Source organism: Vreelandella boliviensis LC1 (assembly GCF_000236035.1).
Lineage (GTDB): Bacteria > Pseudomonadota > Gammaproteobacteria > Pseudomonadales > Halomonadaceae > Vreelandella > Vreelandella boliviensis.
On sequence record NZ_JH393259.1, the window covers coordinates 314,629 to 334,553 of the forward strand.

A 19,925-nucleotide genomic window follows, 5' to 3' on the forward strand; every position below is an offset into this window, starting at 1 on the left:
AAACTCTATTGCCAAGACAGCTTTTATGAACCCATTCAGGAATAGTGATGAGTGAAATGACACCGTACGTTTTGGTTCTTTACTACTCGCGCTCAGGCGCAACCGCCACCATGGCGCAACAGATTGCGGCTGGCGTAGAAAGCGTGCCCGGCATTCAGGCGCGTTTGCGCACAGTGGCGCCGGTTTCAACGACCTGTGAAGCTGTAGATCCAGAAATTCCTGCAGAAGGCGCGGTGTACGCTGATCTAGACGACCTGCGCAACTGCAGCGCGTTAGCGCTGGGCAGCCCTACTCGGTTTGGCAACATGGCAGCGCCTCTTAAATATTTTGTCGATTCCACCAGCACCTTGTGGATGAACGGTGCCTTGATCGATAAACCCGCCAGTGCATTCACCTCGACCTCAAGCCTGCACGGTGGGCAAGAGAGCACTCTGCTCACTATGCTAGTGCCGCTACTGCATCACGGCATGGTCTACGCTGGGGTTCCTTACAGTGAAACCACATTGCTGGAAACTCAGACAGGCGGCACGCCCTATGGTGCAAGTCACTTGGCTGGAACCCGTAGTGACCGTTCCGTCGACGAGCACGAGCGCGCGCTGTGTGTAGCTCAGGGCAAGCGGCTGGCACGACTCGCTCTAGCGCTTCACGCCATGCGTCAGGAGGCATTATGAGGCAGTGGCTAGAGGATGTAGAAGCACGCCATGGGCTTGATAACCTTACGCTTAGAAGTCGACAGGTGGTGCTAGCCAGTTTTGCCATTCTGCTAGTACTGGTCATTTACCGCGGCTTTTTACTTCAAGACGACGATTTTAACTGGCGTCCTGTCGTTGCGTTCGTTTTGCCCCTGGTACTGTTTTTACCCTCAATTATTGGCAAACGCGCACGCGGTCACGCATGGCTCGCCTTTGTCAGCCTGCTCTACTTCACTCAAGGTGTGATGCTCATCACTCTACCTGGGCAAGGTCTACGTGGAATTTTAGAGGCCATTGTTGCGTTGGTTCTATTTGCCGGTTGCATGGGCTATGCACGCTTTCGCAGTCGACAGCTAAGACAATAATAGCTGGGTCAATAAAAAACCGGGTCAATAAAACCAGAGCCATAGAACGACGCCAGCGGCGATAAGTAATGCACCCAGTGCGCGTAAACGCAGCGTGGCAGCATTAAATGGCTCATTACGTTCATCGACAGGCTGCTGGCGAAAGCGTTTGGTACCTACCAACATCGCCGCCACAAGCGATTCACCCAGCAGCCGATGCACGATCAATCCAACTAGATGTAGCCCGATTAGGATGATGAGTAGATCACTATTGAGCTGATGCAGAGTTCTAAGCTGGCTGTCCACTCCATCACCAAATAAGCCATAAAGCGGCGCCTGAAAAAAGATATCGTCACTTAAAAACAGGCCACTCATGGCTTGAAAACTAAGCGAGAGCAGGATCAACAGTACCATCCAGCCCCCTAGCGGATTGTGGCTGGCATAAGTACCGGGTTGGCGCTTTAGAAGCGACTTGGAATAGGCCGCTACTTCGGCGGGTGGGTATAAAAACGTTTTAAATCTCGCATACACGCTGCCCAGCGTGCCCCACAGCCAACGGAAGACGAGTAGCCCTATTACCAGGTAGCCCGCTTGTGCGTGCACTTCAACCGGAAACAAGAAGGGCGCTCCGCTAGTCTTGGTGGTATAAAAAGAGACCAACACCGCCGCCACTAATCCCCAGTGAAACAGGCGAATCCAACCATCCCATACCTCAATCGCTACCTTGTCGCGCATAGCCTGTCCTCTCTCAGTAGTGATGATCCCGAAATGATGAGAGAGTTTCGCATTAATTCTGACTTTCTCCTAGAATGCGAGACAGTTAGCCGCAATCGATAGTACAACGATGAGTCACAACACTGGTTAAAATAAAACAGTGAGTCACGACGCGTTTAACATCCATTGATGTCGGTCACTTGAGCTTTAAAGACAGACCAGCGAACATGGAAGAAACTCCATGGAGAAGCATTCGATGACACGTAACATAGCCGATATCAGGCGTGATTATGAAGGCGGCAAGTTAGACGAGTCCCAGGCACCCGACGATCCATTCGTGTTATTCGATGAGTGGTTCACCCTCGCGCTGGAAAAAGAGGGTAAAGATGGCAACGCCATGACGCTAGCCACCGTTGATAGCCAAGGCCGTCCCCACGCCCGAGTGGTGTTGCTAAAGGGTTTTGATGAGCGCGGCATGGTTTTTTTCACCAATTACCATAGCCATAAGGGCAGCGAGTTGAGCAATGTGCCCTTCGCTGCCATGACTTTTTGGTGGCCTTCGCTCTCCCGCCAAGTACGCATTGAAGGCCCTGTTGAGCAGGTATCAGCAGATGAGTCTGATGAGTACTTTGCCAGCCGCCCCCGTGGCAGCCAATTGGGCGCTTGGATTGCGACTCAAAGCGTGGTGATTCCTGGCCGTAACTGGATCGAAGAGCGTCAAAAGCGCTTTGAACAAGCCTACGATGGCCAGGACATTCCCCGCCCGATCCACTGGGGTGGCTATCGTGTCACCCCGGAAATGATCGAGTTTTGGCAGGGCCAGCCTAGCCGCCTACACGACCGGCCGCGTTTTGAACGCAGAGATGGTGGTGCATGGAGCCGTTTCCGCATGGCCCCATAGCGTCAGAAAGAAACTGACGAACGAAGGCCTGTGATTTAATACGCAGGCCCTATAAGTTTTTTAAAGTTACTAAAACTAAAAGGTCTAGTCTGGCATGCTCTCCAGCCGGTGCCGCTGCCACTCACTTTCGGGTTCGTTGAGGCGCAACACAGCATCAATGACCTGCTCTTCCATGTTGTATCGGCATTTAAAGCCTAAGTGCTTCATTAGCGCCCGCATCGGATGGTTATCAACCATAATTTTGCCGATCATCTCCAGGGTGCCTATGTTGGTGCAGTAATCGATCATCTTCTTCATCAGTAGGCTGCCAATGCCCAGCCCTTGAAGGTCATCGCGAATAATGACCGAGAACTCGGTACGAATATTGTCCGGGTCGTTCCATACCCGTACCACCCCAAGCATCTCTTTACTGCCGTCGTCGCCTAAATATTCAGCAATGAACGCCATCTGACGGTCGTAATTGATATGTGACAGGATCGATAAGTCACGCTGGGTTAGGTTGGATTTATTGTGGAAATAGCGGAAACGAATACTCTCTTCCGAGAGCTGGCGGTGGAAGGTGGTAATTAGGTGGGCATCTTCGGCACGAATAGGCCTTACCTCGACCTGCCAGCCGTTTTTCAGTGTCACCCATTCACGTAGCTCTTCAGGGTACGGCATGATAGCAAAGCGCGATGGTGTACCAAGATCCATGGCGAAATCGACAGCGACCATTCCGTCACGATTGAGCAGCAGTGGATTTATTTCCAGCCCGCGCAGATCACTAAGATCGGAGGCCATTTGCGATAGCTTGACCAGCATTTGGCACAGGTGCTGGATGTCACGCTCTGGGTCGGCGGAGTGTTCACGAATTAATGAGGCAGCGTGGGTTCTACCTACCACATCGGCAGCCAGGCTCATGTTGAGCGGTGGTAGCGCTACCTGACGGTCAGCCAGCACGTTGACCTTATAGCCGCCGATGCCAAAGACAATGAGTGGGCCGAACACCGGATCGCGAGTAATACCCGCGCAAATCTGCATCGAGTGCTTGCCGCGCTGCATGGGCTGCAAACAGTACTCGCGGATCGCGTACTCGGGAAATTTTTCAGCGACTTTTTCACCAAGCTGCCGAACGCCTTCCGCCACCTGTTCGGGCGTGTCCAAATCCTGTAGCAAGCCCGCCGAAATTTTATGCGGGTGCTTACGGTAGCGATAAGGTCGGCAATTGCCTTCATGAACCACTTTAAGTGCTTTGGTGCCAGGAATCTCCGCAGCGCGGGCAAGCGCTTCATCCGGGTTGGCCAAATACACGCTGGGAGCCGTGGGAATGCCATAGGCCTCAAGCACTTGGGCGGTTTCAGAATGAGTTAATGTTTGCCTGCCCTGCTCTTTTGCCTCCTTAATCAGCGTACGGCACTGGGCACGTATTTCTGGACTGGTGGAAAACGGCAGGCTTGGCGGGATCTCCTGCAGCAGCGCTTGAACGCGCTGATAAATCACCATATGCATAAACGCCTTAACGGCTTTTTCTGGTGAAATATAGGTCGGAATCCCGGCTAAATTGCAGAGATGGCGGGCATTAAGCGCCTCTTTTAACCCCATCCAACTGGTGAGTAGGTTGCGGCGAAACTTCTTGCGGTTATCGATCAACGCCTGGGCAGTAACCAGCGATGGCGCCATCCGGGTGGGCGCGTGTACCACCAGCACCGCATCCACGTTGGCATCGGCGGCGACAATCTCCAGCGCTTGGACAAACCGCTCGGGCGAGGCGTTGCCGCCCAAATCTACCGGGTTCTCGCCCGGCTTGCTCATATCGATCTCGCTACGGTGCAGCGCTGCCTGGGTTTCAGCGCTAAATTCAGCCAATTTGCCGCCCGCGCTAATCAGCTTATCGATGGCCAGCATGGCAGGCCCTAAACCGTTTGACACAATAGCCAGACGATCGCCCTTGAGGGGTTTCATGCGCGACAGAGTTTCCAGCGCATCGAGCAACTCATCAGAGTCATCTACCCGTACCACCCCTGCCCGGGCAAAAGCGGCATCAAACACCACATCGCGATTAGCAATCCCAGGCGTGGGTGCCATGCCGGATATATCCGATTCGGGGGTGCGCCCGCTTTTTATCGCCAGTACCAGGCGATTACGTGATGCATCACGCACGGCGGTCATAAAGTGCTGGGCGTCGCTGATTCGCTCAAGGTGCAGCATAATCGCCTGGGCGGGCGAGAATTGATTAACGTAGTCGATCAAATCTGGCAACAGCACGTCGACACTGTCGCCAACGGTAATCAGATGGGAAAAGCCCACATCACGCCCGGCGGCCCAGTCGATCATCGCGTTGGCGAGCATTCCGGATTGCCCCAGGTAGGCGACGCGGCCCGCTTTCACCGGTTGACTGGCGTAGGAGGCGTTTAGCTTTTTGCCTGGGACAATCAGCCCCATGCACTCGGGACCCAGGACACGAATACCTGAGACGCGTGCCGCACTCAACATGCGTTCGCGAATGGAGCCTTTATTGCCTTTATCCCGATCCAGGTAAGCGCCGCCAGAGAGTACCAGTGCCGCTTTGACACCGTACTGCCCAAGCTTTTTAATCAGGCTAGGCACGCCCTCAATAGGCGAGCAGACTACGGCTAAATCGGGTACTTCAGGTAGATCGCTTACGCGGCTAACGCACGGCACGCCGAAGACCTGGGAGTAGCCTTTAAGATTGACCGCCCAGAGCAACCCTTTAAAGCCACCCTCCTGAATATTTCTCAGCACTAAACCGCCCAACGACCCAGGCTTTTCAGAGGCGCCAAACACCGCTAGTGTGCGAGGTTCGAAAAAATGGTGTAAAAAGCGCGTACTCAAAATGCGTCTCCCCTAACATGAACAGCGGCTGTACGACTTATTGACACTGTCGCCCAGGGCATCAAGGCGATTAAGGTGGCATCAATAATAATGGAGCGTTGGAATGATTACCGCCTACCTTACCCACCCAGACTGCTCATTGCACCATATGGGTCCAGAGCATCCTGAAAGCCCTCAGCGTCTGGAAGCCATTCGCGCTCGCCTATCGCTTGCAGGGTTATTACAGCAAACCATGCAGGCCGATGCCAAGGAAGCCTGCGAAGAGGCACTTGCCAGAGTACACCCCTTGCGCCATCTGCGCTCCCTTGATAAGTGTTTGCCCACCGAGGGCATCGTTACGCTAGATAGCGATACCATGATGAACCCTGATAGCCTGAAAGCCGCACGGGTTGCTGCGGGAGCGGTTATTCGTGGGGTAGATCAGGTGTTTAAGCGTCAGGCGGATAACGTCTTTTGTGCGGTTAGGCCGCCAGGCCACCATGCGGAAGCCAGCGATGCGATGGGATTCTGTTTTTACAATAATATCGCCGTAGGTGCGGCCCATGCGCGTGCCAAATACGGCGCCAAGCGTATCGCCATTCTGGATTTTGACGTGCACCAGTGCAATGGCACCATCGATATCTTTAAAAATGATCCTGAGGTGCTCATCTGCACCAGCTTCCAGTATCCGTTTTACCCGTGGCGCTATCTGCGCAGCGAGTGGCAAAACGTAATAAACACGCCCCTGGAAGTGGGTACGGATGGCCCCGAGTTTCGGCGTATCATTGAAAACCACTGGCTGCCTGCCCTGCACGCCTTTAAACCTGATTTGGTGATGCTATCCGCTGGTTTCGACGCTCACCGCGATGACCCCATGGGTGATATCTGTTTAGAAGATGAAGACTTCTATTGGATTACCCATCTAGCCATGGAGATCGCCACCCTGTATGCCGATAACCGAATTGTATCGGTGCTCGAAGGCGGCTATAACCCAAAGTCGCTGGCAAGTGGTGTTGAGGCGCATCTAAAAGCGCTTTTGGGTCTGCCTTTTGCTGAAGTGCCTTAGCATGCGCATCAGCCCTCTTGCCTCTGGCGGCCGTTCTTAGTCACTTCTGGGCTGTGATATCATAGGGCAACTGCACCCTACACCGACTTACGAGCACGAATTATTGGGCCATCAGCTAGCTTTACGCCCCGCTTGTGCTAGCCGAGGGTGACAGCCTCTATTTTGATAGCGACATGGGCCACGCTCTGGTATCTACTAGTTGTTGTGTTGTCGGTCTGTACACGCGGTGATGTGGCCTAAGGCTGTTTCGAAAGCCAGCACTTCATTCAAACGGGCTATAAACAGTTAGTAGGCTTCGGCAAACCGGCCAAACGGGCAATTCGCTTTGCTGGGCTGCCGGGGAATAGCTGCATCAGGTAAATCGAGCGCCCTTTCTCTTCACCCAGTGTGTTTTTGGTTGCTTTCACGAGCGGTCGCATCGCCGGTGCCATTTCGTAACGGTGGTAAAATGCCCGCACGACTGCAATCACTTCCCAGTGTTCAATGGTAAGTGTTAAGCCCTCTTCTTCAGCCATTAAATGAGCAACAGATTCATTCCATTGCGACTGATCTACGAGATATCCCTCCGGATCGAGCGGATACATATTTTTAGAATCAAGATAACGGTATACTTTTTGTTCAGGCATACTTAGTACCAGGTGACTGTCTTTTCATACTGCTCGGTGAGTGCCACAAAGCCATCCATCTCTAGCGTCGGCAGCCCATTGCCCGCGGCGATGCTGGCAAGTCCGCGGGCAATAAGGTCTTCTGATAGCAGGAATATACGCGTGTGACACTGTTGCCAGGCTGCCCAGGAGGGATCAAGGGCAGCTGTTACCGCTTCTTCGATTAGCAGCACGGCATCCTGATCCCCTATCGCCTGCTGCATTTGGGTAGATGCACTACTGTCAGGCGCTTTGGTGAGGATGTGTAGAATCATAGTGCGTTCACTAAGCCCTAAAAGTTAAGTATCTTGGCGTGTTGCTGCAATAGCCCGGATATTTCCTGATCCTCTATGAGGCTGACGCCATCTACCAGAGAATCGGTGGATAGATGCATCCTCTGCAACGCTCCTTCGGCTACCCAAAGCTTGTCAATATCGTACATTTCTAACATATCGATGGTAGGCAGCGTGGCTTTTTGGCCCAGCGCGCCACTGCCCTGCTCTTTTAGCAGCGCCATTATGCCCTGCCCCATAAATAGCAAATGTACAGGCTGGCCAAAGGCCGCCGCGACCAGTGCGGCATCCAACCCTTCACGTAACCAGTTTGAACTGTGGGGCGCGTGGCGAAGTATTACTAATAACGCATCAGGTGTCGCCATTGGCTCTCCATTAAGCAAAGGTAATCAGGCGATCAGTGCGCTGCTGTAGCTCAAGCAATTGACCTAGCCCAGTCAACTCAAAAGGCAACGCTATATTAAAGGCCTGCCTGCCGTGCCGTTGCGCTTCCGATTCGCTCATCAAACCGCGGCGCAACGCGGCGGCAATACAGACATCTAACTGAACCGCATGCTGCTGATTCAGTTCAGTCCAGGCCTCTCTAAGGTTGAGCTCATCCTGGGGCGGCGTCATCAGCGATGAGGCATTATGAACGCCATCGTGATAGAAAAAAACACCGGCAATCTGATGCCCGCGCGCTAGAACGGCATGGGCAAATCGCAATGCAGAGTGAGGCGCTGGGCTGCTATATGGCGCCCCCATCACCAAGAAGCCGTACTTAATCATCATAATACCTGGTAACGGTTACCCTAAAAAAAAGACAGGCCCTAGCAATAGGGCCTGTCATATCGTCTATCGCTTACTTAGATCAGTCGTTGCTCATGATACCCAAAATCGACAACAAGCTAACAAACAGGTTATAGATGGATACATAGAGCGTCACTGTGGCAAGAATGTAGTTTGTTTCGCCAGCGCGGTGAATAATTTCACTGGTTTGATACAGAATGGCTGCTGACGCAAACAGCACAAAACCAGCTGACACCATCAGTGAAAGCGCCGGGATGTTAAAGAATATCCCAGCCACCATGGCCAGAATCAACACGATGGCACCCGCCATCAAGAAATTACTCAAAAAGCTAAAGTCTTTCTTAGTGGTTAGCGCAACCGCTGAAAGGCCAACAAACGTCAAACCTGTCATAGCCAGTGCATTCATAATCAACGCACCGCCATTAGGCAGGGTCATGTAAGCAGAGAGAATCGGCCCAAGCGTGAAGCCCATAAAGCCAGTAAAGGCAAACGTGGCCAACAAGCCAGCTGCAGAGTTCGCGGTTTTGTGAACCAGGAACATCAAGCCGTACGCACCAATCAAGAACACGAAGATGTTCATTTGTTGGATACCGAGGGCAACAGCAGCGCCCGCGGTGACTGCTGAGAACAGCAGCGTCATTGCCAATAACGCGTAGGTGTTACGCAACACTTTGTTAGTGCTAACACTGTTAGCAACGCCACTCGATTGAGGACGTGCCATACGTGAATCGTTGTAAGCCATGTGTTCATGCTCCCTAATGGTATTTCCAACAACTGACAAGCATGCCGTTACCGAGTTCCAGACGCAAGCCTTTGTCTCTTTAGCAAAGTCTTCCTGGCAAATGGTTATTCAACGTTGAACCAGCCTAACAAGGATTGTCTATGCTTATTGAACATTCATTTGGACACCACAACGATGAAAAAAATTCTACTCCCCGCCAGTGCACTAACACTTTTAGCGTTGGCAATGCCAGCCATGGCTTTCTCACCTGCTGGAGAGGATATTTCCTATAGCGTAAATGAAGAGGATTTCGAGGGCTATTTTGTCTCGGCAGGTGACAACGCCAAGGGTAGCATATTGATCGTTCATGACTGGGATGGGCTGGATGATTATGAGCGCCAGCGTGCCGATATGCTGGCCGATGAAGGCTACGACGTGTTTGCCGTGGATCTTTATGGTGCAGGCAATCGCCCCCAAGCTGTCGACGATAAACGAGCTGCGACCAATCGACTCTACCAAGACAGAGAGCGGATGCGCGCACTAACCCTGGGTGGTTTAGCCCAAGCAAGAGAACAAGGCGCTGCCGAGCAAACGGTGATCATGGGTTATTGCTTTGGCGGTGCAGTGGCACTGGAAATAGCCCGCTCTGGGGAAACCGACAATATAGCAGCGTACTCCAGCTTTCACGGGGGGTTGACAACGCCTGATGAACAAGCCTACTCAAGTGAAACCGCCCCTATCTTTATCGCCCACGGCGGCGCTGACAGCGCGGTGAGCTTAGAAGACGTCGCTACCCTGGCTGACGAGTTAGAAACCGCTGGCGTGACCTATGAAATAGGTATCTATGCCGGAGCCCCCCACGCTTTCAGCGTGTTTGGCAGCGATGCCTACCATGAGCGCGCCGATCAACGCTCATGGTCATCCTTTAATGTCTGGTTGGATGAAATGCTTTAAACCCAACAGCTCTAGCGGTGCTAGGTGCTGCTAGGGCGGTTGATCATGCAATTTAGCAAAATGAATTTAAAAACCTGTAGTTAGGTAACCGCTGATTAGTTTTGCGCTTCTTGTTCGTCTTCTTTTTCATCTTTAAGCGGTGTAACTGTGGTTAGTGCCGTTTGACGGGCATCTTGAGAGGGATTATAGAGACGCGTATCAACCAAATGCAGTACGGCCAATTGCGCAAACAACACCGCAAAACAGACGATCAAACCTTTCAACATAGCGGCATATCCAGAGATGGGGCTAATATCCGCATATTAGCCCATCGCTATCCAAACACAATGTGTTTTATGTGCTTCAAACACCCAATTTGGAAGTGCTGAATAGCGCGCAAAGCAGCGGTTCAATGGATAAGATCACACAGCGGCTAATCCTTAACAGATACCTTGCGCAGATCTTCAACCATCACCCCCTCTGGCAAATCTGACTCCTCCGCAGGCAGCCATACGGGAGTGAGGTCGCTATCATCTCTACCATCTTCATGCTTATGACCTGGAATGCGATAAACAACCTGACTGTGGTGGTGATCCCATGCAAATACACGATCCATATGTTCATCCTAGGAAAAAGAAAATCGTAGCTATGACATGCACAATCAGCATGATGTTCCTTCACATCTCATCGACTCATGCGAAGCCTATGAGGTGAAATGCCGGAAAGATTATTTACTGACAAGATGTTATCAATGAAAGCCCTCATCAATTTATGCATAATCTTCTTTATACTTACAGGCTGTCGTTCAGGCCTCTCCTCATCAAGAACCAGTGACTGCCGCAAAAAGGCAAGGCTGCTCGCAGAGTGTGCATGAATGATAATATGTGCAGCGTTTATCAAATGCGCCAAACCAACGATTCCCGCGCTGAGCAAACTAGGCTGGCGTATCATCACCGTAAGAGACCGTTATGCCCGTTATTCAGCAACTGCTCCGCGTTCTTAAAGCGTCAACGCTACAAATCTCGTGGACGTTTCTTCTACTTATTGTGCTCGCACATATGGGCACCACCTGGGCACTTTTTTCACTGGTCGGCGAAGCGATATCCGGCTCCCCTACCGATTGGGTTTATTTTTATGTGGTCGTCTCGAGCACCGTGGGTTTCGGTGATTTCAGCCCGACAACCGTGGCTGGGAAGTGGATCGCCACGCTCTATCTCATTCCAGGTGGCATTTCGCTGTTTGCTGCCTTGATCGGTAAAGCCACTGTCACACTTTCAAATTTTTGGAGACTACAGATGCAAGGAAAAGGCGATTTTAGCCATCTATCCGGCCACACCCTAGTCATTGGATGGCACGGCGAAACCACAGAGCGCATTTTGGACATTCTCAAAGCCGATAAAGGCCTACCTGATGAAGTCGTGCTATGCGTTACCAAAGAGATGAGCAACCCACGTCCGGCGGATTTAAAATTTATTAAAGGAGAGAGTTTCTCGAATGCCGAGCTTCTCAAGCGGGCCGGGGTTGAGAGCGCCAGCCGCATCATCATTTACGACACGAGTGACGACCGGGTCGCCACCGTCGCGCTGAGTGCCTACAGCCTTAAAGCAAAAAACGCCCATATCGTCGCCCACTGCGCCAATCCCGATACTGCAGCAATGTTGCGGCGTACCTTGCCAGGCATAGAATGTACCCAAGCATTAGCGCTGGAAATGCTGGTACGCTCAGCTGCTGATGCGGGAATATCACGGGTCGTCAACGAGCTGCTCGCGGTTGACCGTGGCGCTACCCAATACCAAACCAGGTTAAATCAGCCCCCTGCCAGTGCTACCTTTGGCGACTTATTTATGCAAGCGAAAAAGGTCTGCAATGCCACCGTGCTCGGACTTGCCAATAGCAGCGATGATAGCGAAGGCAACATGCTTAACCCCGCCACTGATCGCCCACTGCAGGATGGCGACATTATCTACTACATGGCCAATACGCGGCTTTCACAGCAGCAGCTGAGTGAGCTTCTCACCGCCGAACGTTAATGTTAAGCAGCGCTACTCATCCAGCAAACCCGCTGCCCGCAACCGCCCCTTTAAACGCTGGTTCTCCTCAATCAGGTCAGTTGCGAGGGCTGCAAGCTCAGGCGCTGCCTCGAAGTCACGTTCCAGCCGGCACATCCGCCGGGCGCGAGTCAGGTCATGGCTGGTAAAGCGCCAGCTCGCTACATAAGGCGAGTTATCAGCCAATAGGCCGCTTTCGATTCGCTCAACGACCCAGTCGGTTTCCACCGAGCAGGCGCGAGCCAAGTCCTCGAGGGTCAAGTTCGCCTCGTCTATTAGTTCGCCGCTAACGATACGCTGCTGAGCCATGTCCTAGCCTCCCCCTGGTTGGCGCGGATCAAAAGCGAGTTCATGCGCCATGGTGTTATACAGTTCTCGCGCCTTATCGGTATCAGCCGGAGGCAGTACCACCTCCAGTTCGACATAAAGATCACCCGACTCCGGCCCTGGAATACCTCGCCCTTTCAAACGCAATCGGCGCCCCGTCTGTGAACCGGCGGGCACCTTTAGTTTCACCACGCCAGAAGGAATTGGGGTTTCGATACTGGCTCCCAGCGCAGCCTCCCACGGTGTCACCGGCACCTTTTGATGCACATCTCGGCCCTCGACCCGATAACGCGAATCGGATGCAAAGTGGATTTCTAAATAGAGGTCACCCGCTGGGCCACCACCAATACCAGGACTGCCCTGCCCCGAGAGGCGAATATGTTGGCCGGCCTTGATGCCCTTCGGTATGCGTAAGCTGAGGGTGTGTTCCTGGGAGGCAACGCGGCCTTGCGCGTCCATCTGAGGCACTTGCAAGGTGATTGTCCGGCTAGCGCCGTGAAAAGCATCTGCCAGGTCAATAGTGATCTTGGCATGACGATCCTCGCCACGCATCTGATAGCCGCGTTTCCCTCGTCCGGGCCTGCCGCCTTGACCAAACAGATTGGCAAAGAAGTCGCTGAACTCACCCAGATCGGCCTCTTCAAAACCACGTCCACTGTACTCGAAGCCTGTGTCCCAATCAGGGGGTGGCTGGAAATCCTGTCCCGACCGATACTGTTCAGCAAGCTGGTCATAGGCGAGGCGTTTCTCTGGATCTGACAGCACCGCCTTGGCCTCATTAACCTCTTGCATGCGCTGTTCAGCATCGGGCTCCTTGCTGACATCGGGATGAAACTTACGCGCCAGCTTGCGGTAGGACTTCTTGATTTCCTCGGCCGTTGCCGTCTTCGCCACCCCGAGCACTTGGTAGTAATCCTTGAATTCCACTGATGAGAGCTCCGGAAGAGGCCATGAACATCCAAAAACGCAATGCGAAAGGTTCCACTCGTGAAACGAACCATAAAGCAGGTTCAGTCTAGTCGAAAATAGCGGTGGGTGAATGGAGACCTAGACGCGAAGCGTGTTGATGGTTAATGGCTTATAGTTCATTTTTTGATTGTTTAGAAGACTTCAATACGCCTGTTTTCCATTGCTCTCGACAATCATTAAGCAACTGATATTCTTTGTTTTTCTGGTTTGCAAAGTTTAAAAGGGGTTGATGTAGCTCCGGGGTAGCATTCGTTTCTAGTAGCCAGCCAAAGAATGTGAAAGTTTCTCGCGCGGCTTTCACGGCCCATTGAAGCACCTGCTGCCCCATATGCTCATTTACCACAAAAAAATGCTGCTTATTGTTGTTGAAAAAGGGAGGAGGCTCTCCTGAGGGGCGCTGGTTAACGCAGGCACTGAGTTCCATCCGCCTAGCAACATCTTCCAAACTGCATAGACGGTGCACGCATTCAGTGCCTATCGCACTCATCAACCTGCTCACTGATTGATCAATGGGAAGAAAACTAAGAGCTAGCCACCGATAGCGATTTAGTTCATGTGTTTCATGTGCGTAAGCTAAATCAAGCTGTTCTTGTGGCAAAAAATTAAGGGCTATTAATTTATTCATGGGTATACTCCTCTCGCCATTAAAAAAGGGATGTTGCTTGGTAATAGAGTCTTCATCCTAGAGCGAAACAAAGTTGTTTTTCCATGACACCCATCAATTTTGATAACAGTAGTAAATAAGCATACGTTGCTCTAGCTTGATGCCTAATAAAAAATTGTGGTAACAGTGACGGCAGTGCCATTACTGCAAGTCATGGCAAGAGCTCGGTGAGCCTACTCACTGGCCAAGCCAGCCCTGCGCACCAGCGCCTTCTCAACTTCCAGCACTACCATCATTGCGATGCCGATGCTGACGATTAACACCCCATCCACAACTCCTACCGGCCGAGTATCGAACAGGCTATGCATAACCGGCAGATACGTGAATGCAAGTTGAGCAATGAAGACCACAGAGACTGCTATTAACACAGCGGGTGTTCCCAGCACGCCACGCCAGCTAAAGGAGGTCTTGTGCAGATAGCGCACATTGAAAAGATAGAATACTTGCAGCATCACAATTGTGTTAACCACCAAGGTGCGGCTCATGGCTAGCTCATCACCTCGGCCAAGCGAGTAAAAGAAAATACCCAGTGCTGCAATCAGGAACAAGAACGACACCAACACGATGCGCCAGACCAGAAAAGGCGTCAGTAAGCCCTGCCCCGCAGGCCGTGGCCGACGCTGCATAACATTCGGTTCTGCCTCCTCAAACGCTAGCGACAGGCCTAGGGTAACCGCCGTGATTAGGTTGATCCATAAGATCTGAACGGCTGACATCGGCATAGCGAAATTAAACAGAATCGCGGCAATAACAGCTAGTACTTGGCCCCCATTGGTCGGTAACGTCCAAGCCGTCACTTTACGAATATTGTCGTAGACCACTCGACCTTCATTCACGGCAGCCACGATGGAAGCGAAGTTATCGTCGAGCAGAACCATCTGCGACGCCTCTTTTGCCGCATCGGTGCCCTTGTGTCCCATACCGACACCGACATTCGCCTGCTTCAACGAAGGTGCATCATTAACGCCATCGCCGGTCATCGCCACAATGGCGCCGGTCGATTGCAGTGCTCGAACAATGCGCAGTTTGTGTTCGGGGTTGGTTCGGGCAAAAACACTGGTTTCGGCAACAATGCCAGGCAGATCGCTATCAGCAATGTCGTCTAGCTCACGCCCCGTCAGTACGTACGGGTCGTCATCAAGCCCTAACTGACGAGCAATAGCCGCTGCCGTCGCGGCATGATCGCCAGTAATCATTTTCACCATAATGCCGGCGGAGTGGCACTCTTTAATAGCGGCCATTGCCTCCTCTCGCGGCGGATCGATGAAGCCTATTAAGCCAACAAAAACCAACTCGTCATCGAGGTCAGCAAACGTTAGTTTGTTGGTGCCGGACGACACACGCTTAGTCGCTAAGCCGAGCACCCGTTCCCCCTGAGCGGCCGACTCTGCTATGCGTGCCGTCCAAGCATCCCGTTCCAGCGGTACACTTCCCTGCCCATCCGCTTGGAGAGAGCATAGTTGCAGCAGTTCGTCTGGGGCACCCTTGACGAAAATTCGAGCCCCCTCCGATGCATGGCAGTTGAGCGTGGCCATAAATCGGTGTTTGGCATCGAATGGGATCTCGGCAAGGCGGGTCCACTCATGCCGAGTAGACTCTGGATCCAAGTCAGCCTTGATAGCCAACGCCACCAGCGCCCCTTCCATGGGATCGCCGATCACATGCCACTCCCCGTCGGTATAGTTCAACTGGGCATCGTTACACAGCAGCCCGGCCAGGATAAGGCTGTCGATATCCGTCGGCCGGGTATCCTCCGTGACATCCCCCGCCGTCTCCGCTGTCAATCGCCCTTCCGGCACATAGCCCGATCCAGACACTGTCATTCGGCCACCGGGGGCCTCCAGCCGACGCACGGTCATCTCGTTGCGCGTCAACGTGCCGGTCTTATCGGAGCAGATGACCGACGTAGCCCCCAGCGTCTCCACCGCAGGAAGCTGCCGGATAGCGGCGTTGCGCCTCGCCATACGCTGCACGCCGATAGCTAGTGTGATAGTAATAACTGCAGGCAGGCCTTCGGGAATTGCCGCGACGGCCAAGGCCACCACGGCAATGAGAGCCTCCGACCAGACATGGCCGCGCACCAGCACCGCAAAGGCAAACAATACGACTGTCACGGCCAACGTGACCCAGGTGAACTGCGTTCCGAAGCGATTGATCTGCTGTAGCAGTGGCGTGGTCAGCGGTTGAACATCGCGCAGCAGCGTACTGATCCGCCCGATTTCAGTATCGCTGCCCGTAGCCACCACAACCCCTGTCGCCTGCCCAGTGGCCACCAACGTGCCCGAGTAAGCCATTGAGTGACAATCGCCTAGTGCGGCCTCCTTTGGCGCCGGTGTCACCCGCTTTTCTGCAGCCACCGACTCGCCGGTTAGGATAGCTTCCTCGATCCGCAATGAGCTGGCACGGATAAGGCGCAGATCTGCAGGCACTCGATCTCCCGCCTCCAACGATACGATGTCACCCAGAACAATCTCATCGACGGGCACTTCGACGTGCTTCCCTTCTCTGACTAAATGGGCATGCGGTGCGATAAGGTTTCGAATTGCATTCAGCGCTTTTTCCGCCTTGCCTTCCTGTACAAAGCCGACCACGGCGTTGACCAATACCACCGCAACAATAACCGACGCATCGACAAAGTGCCCCAGCAACGAGGCAGCGATGGCCGCCGCCAAAAGGAAATAGATTAGTGCGTTATGAAAATGCGTGAGAAAGCGAAGCAGCGGGTGTCGACCAGCCACTGCCGGTAACTGGTTATACCCATACTTCTCCAAGCGCCTTGCAGCTTCATCTACTGTCAGGCCCGATGGAGAAGTCTCCAAGTTCGCCAGGACATCATCGGCATGCCTCGCATGAACCTCCGCAGGTGTGCTTCCTGATGACAAACCGGTATCGGCAGTGGGTGTATCCATACTGTCTCCCTAGCGAGCGAAAATAGAGGAAATGAGGTACTGCCGTTACAGACACTGGCGTTTCAGATTGAGCACCACCGTTACGGTATCGGTCTCATCTTCGACTGGTTGGGGAACGAAGCCAAACTCTTCCGCCATCTGCCGCATGGCATGATTTTCTCGCAGGACATCGGCGTAGAGCTGAAGGATGCCACTATCACGAGCATAGCCGAGAAGTTGCTGCATAAGACGATAGCCAAGTCCCGTTCCTTTCATATCGCTACGCACCATAATCGCAAATTCAGCTTTTTCCTTGTCAGGGTCGGTAGACAGGCGAACTACCCCGACAATTTCATACTTGCCTGGAAGCATAGCGACGAAAGCCATTTCTCGGTCATAGTCGATCTGGGTGAGGCGAGCCGCGAAAGCATGATCAAACCCCTGAATGGCTGCAAAGAAGCGCAGTCTCACATCGTCGGGCGAAGAGTGACGAAACATGTCGACCAGCGCGCCTTCGTCTTCGGGCCGTATGGGACGCAGGGCATAACGCTGGCCATTACGGGTTTCAATAACTTGTTCGAGCTGCTGCGGGTAAGGGCGAATAGCAAGCGGACGACGTTGGCCGTGGGCGGCCCTGATCACAATTCGTGCATCCAATGCGACCACGCCGGAGGAATCGGCCAATAAAGGATTAATATCAAGCTCTACGACGCGATCCAGATCGCTAGCCAATTGTGACAGTTTGATCAGCGTGAGCGTAATGGCTTCCAAGTCGGCTGCGGGACGATCACGATAGCCCTTCAGCAAGCGTGAAATACGTGTCGTATAGATCATCTCCTTCGCCAGGAGAGGATTGAGCGGCGGGAGACCGATGACTCGGTCTCCGATGACTTCAGCCGCCGTGCCACCCTGGCCAAACAGAATGATCGGTCCAAAGACGCTATCTTCAGCAACGCCCAGAATCAGTTCATGCGCACCAGGACGGCGAATCATCGGCTGCACATTGAAGCCATCAACCCGTGCCCCGGGCGCGACACGACGAACGCTAGCGAGCATATCCGTAGCCGCTTGAGCCACAGCAGCGGGTGAGGCAAGATTCAACTGCACTCCCCCCACATCCGACTTGTGCGAGATATCCCGCGACAATATCTTCAGCACCACGGGGAACCCCAACTGTATTGCCGCCTCGCGGGCTTCCTCCGGTGTCTTCACCGCGATGGCCGATACGGTTGGAATACCATAAGCCGACAGTATTGCCGCTGCTTCCGGCTCTGTCAGTACGCTGCGGCCATCCTTGAGCACACAGTCGATGACGGCTTCCGCGCTGGCTTTGTCGATGATGATATCGTCAGAAACAGCTGGCGGCGTTTGCATCAACGCTTGCTGATTACGCCAGTAGTTCGACAAGTGCGAAAAGGCACCAATGGCCTGCTCCGGCGTTTGATATGTGGGGATGCGCTTCGCTGCAAACAGCTGACGGGCCTCCGCAGGCGCCCCTTCACCCAGCCAGCAGGTCAACACCGCTGGTCGTCGTTCACCCAACGTCGCGACCACGGACTGGGCAGCGTCAAGGCTATCGGCAACCGCCGCAGGGCAGTTCATGACCAAAACCGCATCCGCTCCACGCTCATCGAGTAACGCTTCGAGTGCGCCTGCATAACGCTGACCGGGTGCATCGCCGAGGATGTCGACCGGATTGGCATGCGACCACGCCTTGGGCAGCAACTCATCCAAGCGCGCCAGCGTCGACTCTGAAAGCTCAGCCAAGTGACCCTGCCGATCAGCCAGCTCATCAACCGCCAGTACACCAGCTCCCCCGCCGTTGGTAAGGATCGCCAGCCGATCGCCTTTTACGCGGATGCCGGTCGCCAGAGTGCCTGCGGCTTGGAACAGTTCATCGAGGGTATTGACCCGTAGCATTCCCGCACGCCGGAACGCCGCGTCGTAAACAGCATCAGAGCCGGCTAGCGCCCCGGTATGCGACAGCGCGGCCTTGGCGCCCGCATCGCTGCGCCCTGCCTTGACCACCACCACGGGCTTGTTACGCGAGGCCATACGGGCCGCCGACAAGAACTTGCGGGCCTCGGTCACAGCCTCCATATAGATCAGAATGGAGCGCGTTTTCGGGTCAAGCGCCAAGTAGTCGAGCATATCCCCGAAATCGACATCACTCATCGAGCCAAGGGATACCACATGCGAAAAGCCAATGCCCCGAGCCGATGCCCAGTCAAGAATCGAGGTCGCTACTGCGCCAGACTGGGTCACGAAAGCAACGTCCCCCTTTTGCGGCATGATATGCGCAAAGCTGGCATTGATCCCCCTGTGCGGCAGCAGAACACCCAGGCAATTGGGCCCGACAATGCGCATCAAATAAGGCTTCGCCGCCTCCAGCATTGCCTGTTTGAGCGCCTTTCCATCAGCACGCTCGCCCTCGCCAAAGCCCGCGGTGATCACCACGGCTGCTCGACACCCCCGCTCCCCAAGTTCACGGATAATCCCCGGCACGCTGTCAGGCGGCGTGGCGATAATGGCAAGGTCGGGAGCCAGCGGTAATTCACTGACGGAGTGGTAGTTGAGCGCCGAACGGATGGCCCGCTCGCTTGGATTCACGGTCAGAATAGGCCCTTCAAAACCAGCCTCAAAGAGGTTGCGCGCCAGAACCGCACCCACTGAACCCAGGCGGTTGCTGGCACCGATCAGCGCTATCGTGTCAGGCGAAAACAGCGCATCTAGATTGCGTATCGACATGGTAGCGGTACCTAGTGATGGAGGTTACTAGAGCTGCCCATGTTTAACTTGGCATACGTGACAGCATCTTCACGATATGAAATGTTTTAGCGTGAGTTCAATGATAGAGAAGCTCAGCGCTATAAATAACATGGTTCGATTATTTAAATCATTGATCTGGAGCAATTATTCTCGACCATGCTTGCTGTCATATTTAAGAAGAAGGCACTCTGATTTTTTATCTTACTGTTGCTTAAGACTAAATTAGCGAAAAAGGGTTCTGAACACAATCTTCACATACCTACCAACTAAAGTGAGTACTAATTTCAAGTGGGTAGAAAATCCTATCACAGTGAACATGAATCGCCCCAGGTTTCGTAGACACCTCCAGGCC

At 53.4% G+C, this 19,925-nt stretch carries 20 protein-coding genes and 1 pseudogene; 7 read left to right on the top strand and 14 right to left on the bottom strand.

Annotation, left to right across the window (positions count from 1 at the left end; all coding sequences use genetic code 11):
• Positions 1–47: 47 nt before the first annotated feature.
• Positions 48–671 carry an NAD(P)H:quinone oxidoreductase gene (gene wrbA / locus KUC_RS15955; protein ID WP_040481244.1) on the top strand — a complete coding sequence of 208 codons (624 nt, stop codon included), beginning with the start codon at positions 48–50 and terminating at the stop codon, positions 669–671.
• A complete protein-coding gene (locus KUC_RS15960) occupies positions 668–1,057 on the top strand; it encodes a DUF2069 domain-containing protein (protein WP_007114262.1) in 390 nt (129 codons plus the stop codon). Before wrbA ends, KUC_RS15960 begins: the two co-directional genes overlap by 4 nt.
• A 24-nt stretch (positions 1,058–1,081) precedes the next feature.
• Here the strand turns inward: KUC_RS15960 and KUC_RS15965 are convergent, their stop codons facing one another.
• Entirely contained in the window at positions 1,082–1,771 is a 690-nt protein-coding gene (locus tag KUC_RS15965) for a cytochrome b/b6 domain-containing protein (RefSeq protein ID WP_007114263.1), read from the bottom strand.
• A gap of 235 nt (positions 1,772–2,006) precedes the next feature.
• Between KUC_RS15965 and pdxH the strand changes: the two genes are divergently transcribed.
• Positions 2,007–2,651 (top strand): pyridoxamine 5'-phosphate oxidase, encoded by a 645-nt coding sequence (gene pdxH / locus KUC_RS15970; protein ID WP_040481246.1) that lies wholly within the window; start codon positions 2,007–2,009, stop codon positions 2,649–2,651.
• Positions 2,652–2,735: 84 nt separating this feature from the next.
• Here the strand turns inward: pdxH and KUC_RS15975 are convergent, their stop codons facing one another.
• Positions 2,736–5,483, bottom strand: a complete 2,748-nt coding sequence (locus KUC_RS15975) for a bifunctional acetate--CoA ligase family protein/GNAT family N-acetyltransferase (RefSeq protein ID WP_007114265.1) — start codon at positions 5,481–5,483, stop codon at positions 2,736–2,738.
• 103 nt (positions 5,484–5,586) lie between these two features.
• Here KUC_RS15975 and KUC_RS15980 point away from each other — a divergent pair, with 103 nt between their 5' ends.
• On the top strand, positions 5,587–6,528 hold the full coding sequence (locus tag KUC_RS15980) for a histone deacetylase family protein (protein ID WP_007114266.1): 942 nt from the start codon (positions 5,587–5,589) through the stop codon (positions 6,526–6,528).
• Positions 6,529–6,592: 64 nt separating this feature from the next.
• Positions 6,593–6,768: pseudogene (locus KUC_RS20125) on the top strand (transcriptional regulator); the annotation flags it as partial.
• A 35-nt stretch (positions 6,769–6,803) separates the two neighbouring features.
• Here the strand turns inward: KUC_RS20125 and KUC_RS15985 are convergent.
• The 5 genes from KUC_RS15985 to KUC_RS16005 form a co-directional block, all read right to left on the bottom strand.
• Positions 6,804–7,154, bottom strand: a complete 351-nt coding sequence (locus KUC_RS15985; protein WP_040481248.1) for a TusE/DsrC/DsvC family sulfur relay protein — start codon at positions 7,152–7,154, stop codon at positions 6,804–6,806.
• Positions 7,155–7,156: 2 nt separating this feature from the next.
• The gene (gene tusB, locus KUC_RS15990) at positions 7,157–7,447 is read right to left on the bottom strand and encodes a sulfurtransferase complex subunit TusB (RefSeq protein ID WP_007114268.1); all 291 of its coding nucleotides are present in this window, start codon (positions 7,445–7,447) and stop codon (positions 7,157–7,159) included.
• A gap of 17 nt (positions 7,448–7,464) precedes the next feature.
• Positions 7,465–7,830: a sulfurtransferase complex subunit TusC gene (tusC, locus tag KUC_RS15995; protein WP_007114269.1), complete on the bottom strand. Its 366-nt coding sequence runs from the start codon at positions 7,828–7,830 to the stop codon at positions 7,465–7,467.
• A 10-nt stretch (positions 7,831–7,840) separates the two neighbouring features.
• Complete coding sequence (gene tusD, locus KUC_RS16000) at positions 7,841–8,230, bottom strand: sulfurtransferase complex subunit TusD (RefSeq protein ID WP_040481394.1); 390 nt, start codon at positions 8,228–8,230, stop codon at positions 7,841–7,843.
• A gap of 85 nt (positions 8,231–8,315) precedes the next feature.
• A complete protein-coding gene (locus tag KUC_RS16005) occupies positions 8,316–8,996 on the bottom strand; it encodes a Bax inhibitor-1/YccA family protein (protein ID WP_007114271.1) in 681 nt (226 codons plus the stop codon).
• 174 nt (positions 8,997–9,170) lie between these two features.
• Here KUC_RS16005 and KUC_RS16010 point away from each other — a divergent pair, with 174 nt between their 5' ends.
• On the top strand, positions 9,171–9,929 hold the full coding sequence (locus KUC_RS16010) for a dienelactone hydrolase family protein (protein WP_007114272.1): 759 nt from the start codon (positions 9,171–9,173) through the stop codon (positions 9,927–9,929).
• A 95-nt stretch (positions 9,930–10,024) separates the two neighbouring features.
• Here the strand turns inward: KUC_RS16010 and KUC_RS19725 are convergent, their stop codons facing one another.
• Complete coding sequence (locus tag KUC_RS19725; RefSeq protein WP_007114273.1) at positions 10,025–10,195, bottom strand: hypothetical protein; 171 nt, start codon at positions 10,193–10,195, stop codon at positions 10,025–10,027.
• Between the two features lie 146 nt (positions 10,196–10,341).
• Positions 10,342–10,524, bottom strand: coding sequence for a hypothetical protein (locus tag KUC_RS16015; protein ID WP_007114274.1), 183 nt, complete (start codon positions 10,522–10,524; stop codon positions 10,342–10,344).
• Between the two features lie 352 nt (positions 10,525–10,876).
• On the opposite strand from KUC_RS16015, the gene KUC_RS16020 reads away from it, so the two are divergent.
• Positions 10,877–11,938 (top strand): ion channel, encoded by a 1,062-nt coding sequence (locus KUC_RS16020; protein ID WP_007114275.1) that lies wholly within the window; start codon positions 10,877–10,879, stop codon positions 11,936–11,938.
• A 12-nt stretch (positions 11,939–11,950) separates the two neighbouring features.
• Here the strand turns inward: KUC_RS16020 and KUC_RS16025 are convergent, their stop codons facing one another.
• The 5 genes from KUC_RS16025 to KUC_RS16045 all read right to left on the bottom strand — a co-directional run bounded on the left by KUC_RS16025 (position 11,951) and on the right by KUC_RS16045 (position 19,552).
• Positions 11,951–12,265: a chaperone modulator CbpM gene (locus KUC_RS16025; RefSeq protein WP_007114276.1), complete on the bottom strand. Its 315-nt coding sequence runs from the start codon at positions 12,263–12,265 to the stop codon at positions 11,951–11,953.
• A gap of 3 nt (positions 12,266–12,268) precedes the next feature.
• Positions 12,269–13,210, bottom strand: coding sequence for a DnaJ C-terminal domain-containing protein (locus KUC_RS16030; protein ID WP_007114277.1), 942 nt, complete (start codon positions 13,208–13,210; stop codon positions 12,269–12,271).
• A 151-nt stretch (positions 13,211–13,361) separates the two neighbouring features.
• The gene (locus tag KUC_RS16035; protein WP_050804871.1) at positions 13,362–13,877 is read right to left on the bottom strand and encodes a hypothetical protein; all 516 of its coding nucleotides are present in this window, start codon (positions 13,875–13,877) and stop codon (positions 13,362–13,364) included.
• A gap of 212 nt (positions 13,878–14,089) precedes the next feature.
• Positions 14,090–16,825, bottom strand: coding sequence for an HAD-IC family P-type ATPase (locus KUC_RS16040; RefSeq protein WP_050804872.1), 2,736 nt, complete (start codon positions 16,823–16,825; stop codon positions 14,090–14,092).
• 45 nt (positions 16,826–16,870) lie between these two features.
• The gene (locus tag KUC_RS16045) at positions 16,871–19,552 is read right to left on the bottom strand and encodes a bifunctional acetate--CoA ligase family protein/GNAT family N-acetyltransferase (RefSeq protein WP_007114280.1); all 2,682 of its coding nucleotides are present in this window, start codon (positions 19,550–19,552) and stop codon (positions 16,871–16,873) included.
• Between the last annotated feature and the right edge of the window lie 373 nt (positions 19,553–19,925).

Excerpts from the sequence above, each read along its gene's own strand:
- wrbA (WP_040481244.1), top strand. The coding sequence starts at position 48 with ATGAGTGAAATGACACCGTACGTTTTGGTTCTTTACTACTCGCGCTCA.
- KUC_RS15960 (WP_007114262.1), top strand. The coding sequence starts at position 668 with ATGAGGCAGTGGCTAGAGGATGTAGAAGCACGCCATGGGCTTGATAAC.
- KUC_RS15965 (WP_007114263.1), bottom strand. The coding sequence starts at position 1,771 with ATGCGCGACAAGGTAGCGATTGAGGTATGGGATGGTTGGATTCGCCTG.
- pdxH (WP_040481246.1), top strand. The coding sequence starts at position 2,007 with ATGACACGTAACATAGCCGATATCAGGCGTGATTATGAAGGCGGCAAG.
- KUC_RS15980 (WP_007114266.1), top strand. The coding sequence starts at position 5,587 with ATGATTACCGCCTACCTTACCCACCCAGACTGCTCATTGCACCATATG.
- KUC_RS15985 (WP_040481248.1), bottom strand. The coding sequence starts at position 7,154 with ATGCCTGAACAAAAAGTATACCGTTATCTTGATTCTAAAAATATGTAT.
- tusB (WP_007114268.1), bottom strand. The coding sequence starts at position 7,447 with ATGATTCTACACATCCTCACCAAAGCGCCTGACAGTAGTGCATCTACC.
- tusC (WP_007114269.1), bottom strand. The coding sequence starts at position 7,830 with ATGGCGACACCTGATGCGTTATTAGTAATACTTCGCCACGCGCCCCAC.
- KUC_RS16005 (WP_007114271.1), bottom strand. The coding sequence starts at position 8,996 with ATGGCTTACAACGATTCACGTATGGCACGTCCTCAATCGAGTGGCGTT.
- KUC_RS16010 (WP_007114272.1), top strand. The coding sequence starts at position 9,171 with ATGAAAAAAATTCTACTCCCCGCCAGTGCACTAACACTTTTAGCGTTG.
- KUC_RS19725 (WP_007114273.1), bottom strand. The coding sequence starts at position 10,195 with ATGTTGAAAGGTTTGATCGTCTGTTTTGCGGTGTTGTTTGCGCAATTG.
- KUC_RS16015 (WP_007114274.1), bottom strand. The coding sequence starts at position 10,524 with ATGGATCGTGTATTTGCATGGGATCACCACCACAGTCAGGTTGTTTAT.
- KUC_RS16020 (WP_007114275.1), top strand. The coding sequence starts at position 10,877 with ATGCCCGTTATTCAGCAACTGCTCCGCGTTCTTAAAGCGTCAACGCTA.
- KUC_RS16025 (WP_007114276.1), bottom strand. The coding sequence starts at position 12,265 with ATGGCTCAGCAGCGTATCGTTAGCGGCGAACTAATAGACGAGGCGAAC.
- KUC_RS16035 (WP_050804871.1), bottom strand. The coding sequence starts at position 13,877 with ATGAATAAATTAATAGCCCTTAATTTTTTGCCACAAGAACAGCTTGAT.
- KUC_RS16040 (WP_050804872.1), bottom strand. The coding sequence starts at position 16,825 with ATGGATACACCCACTGCCGATACCGGTTTGTCATCAGGAAGCACACCT.
- KUC_RS16045 (WP_007114280.1), bottom strand. The coding sequence starts at position 19,552 with ATGTCGATACGCAATCTAGATGCGCTGTTTTCGCCTGACACGATAGCG.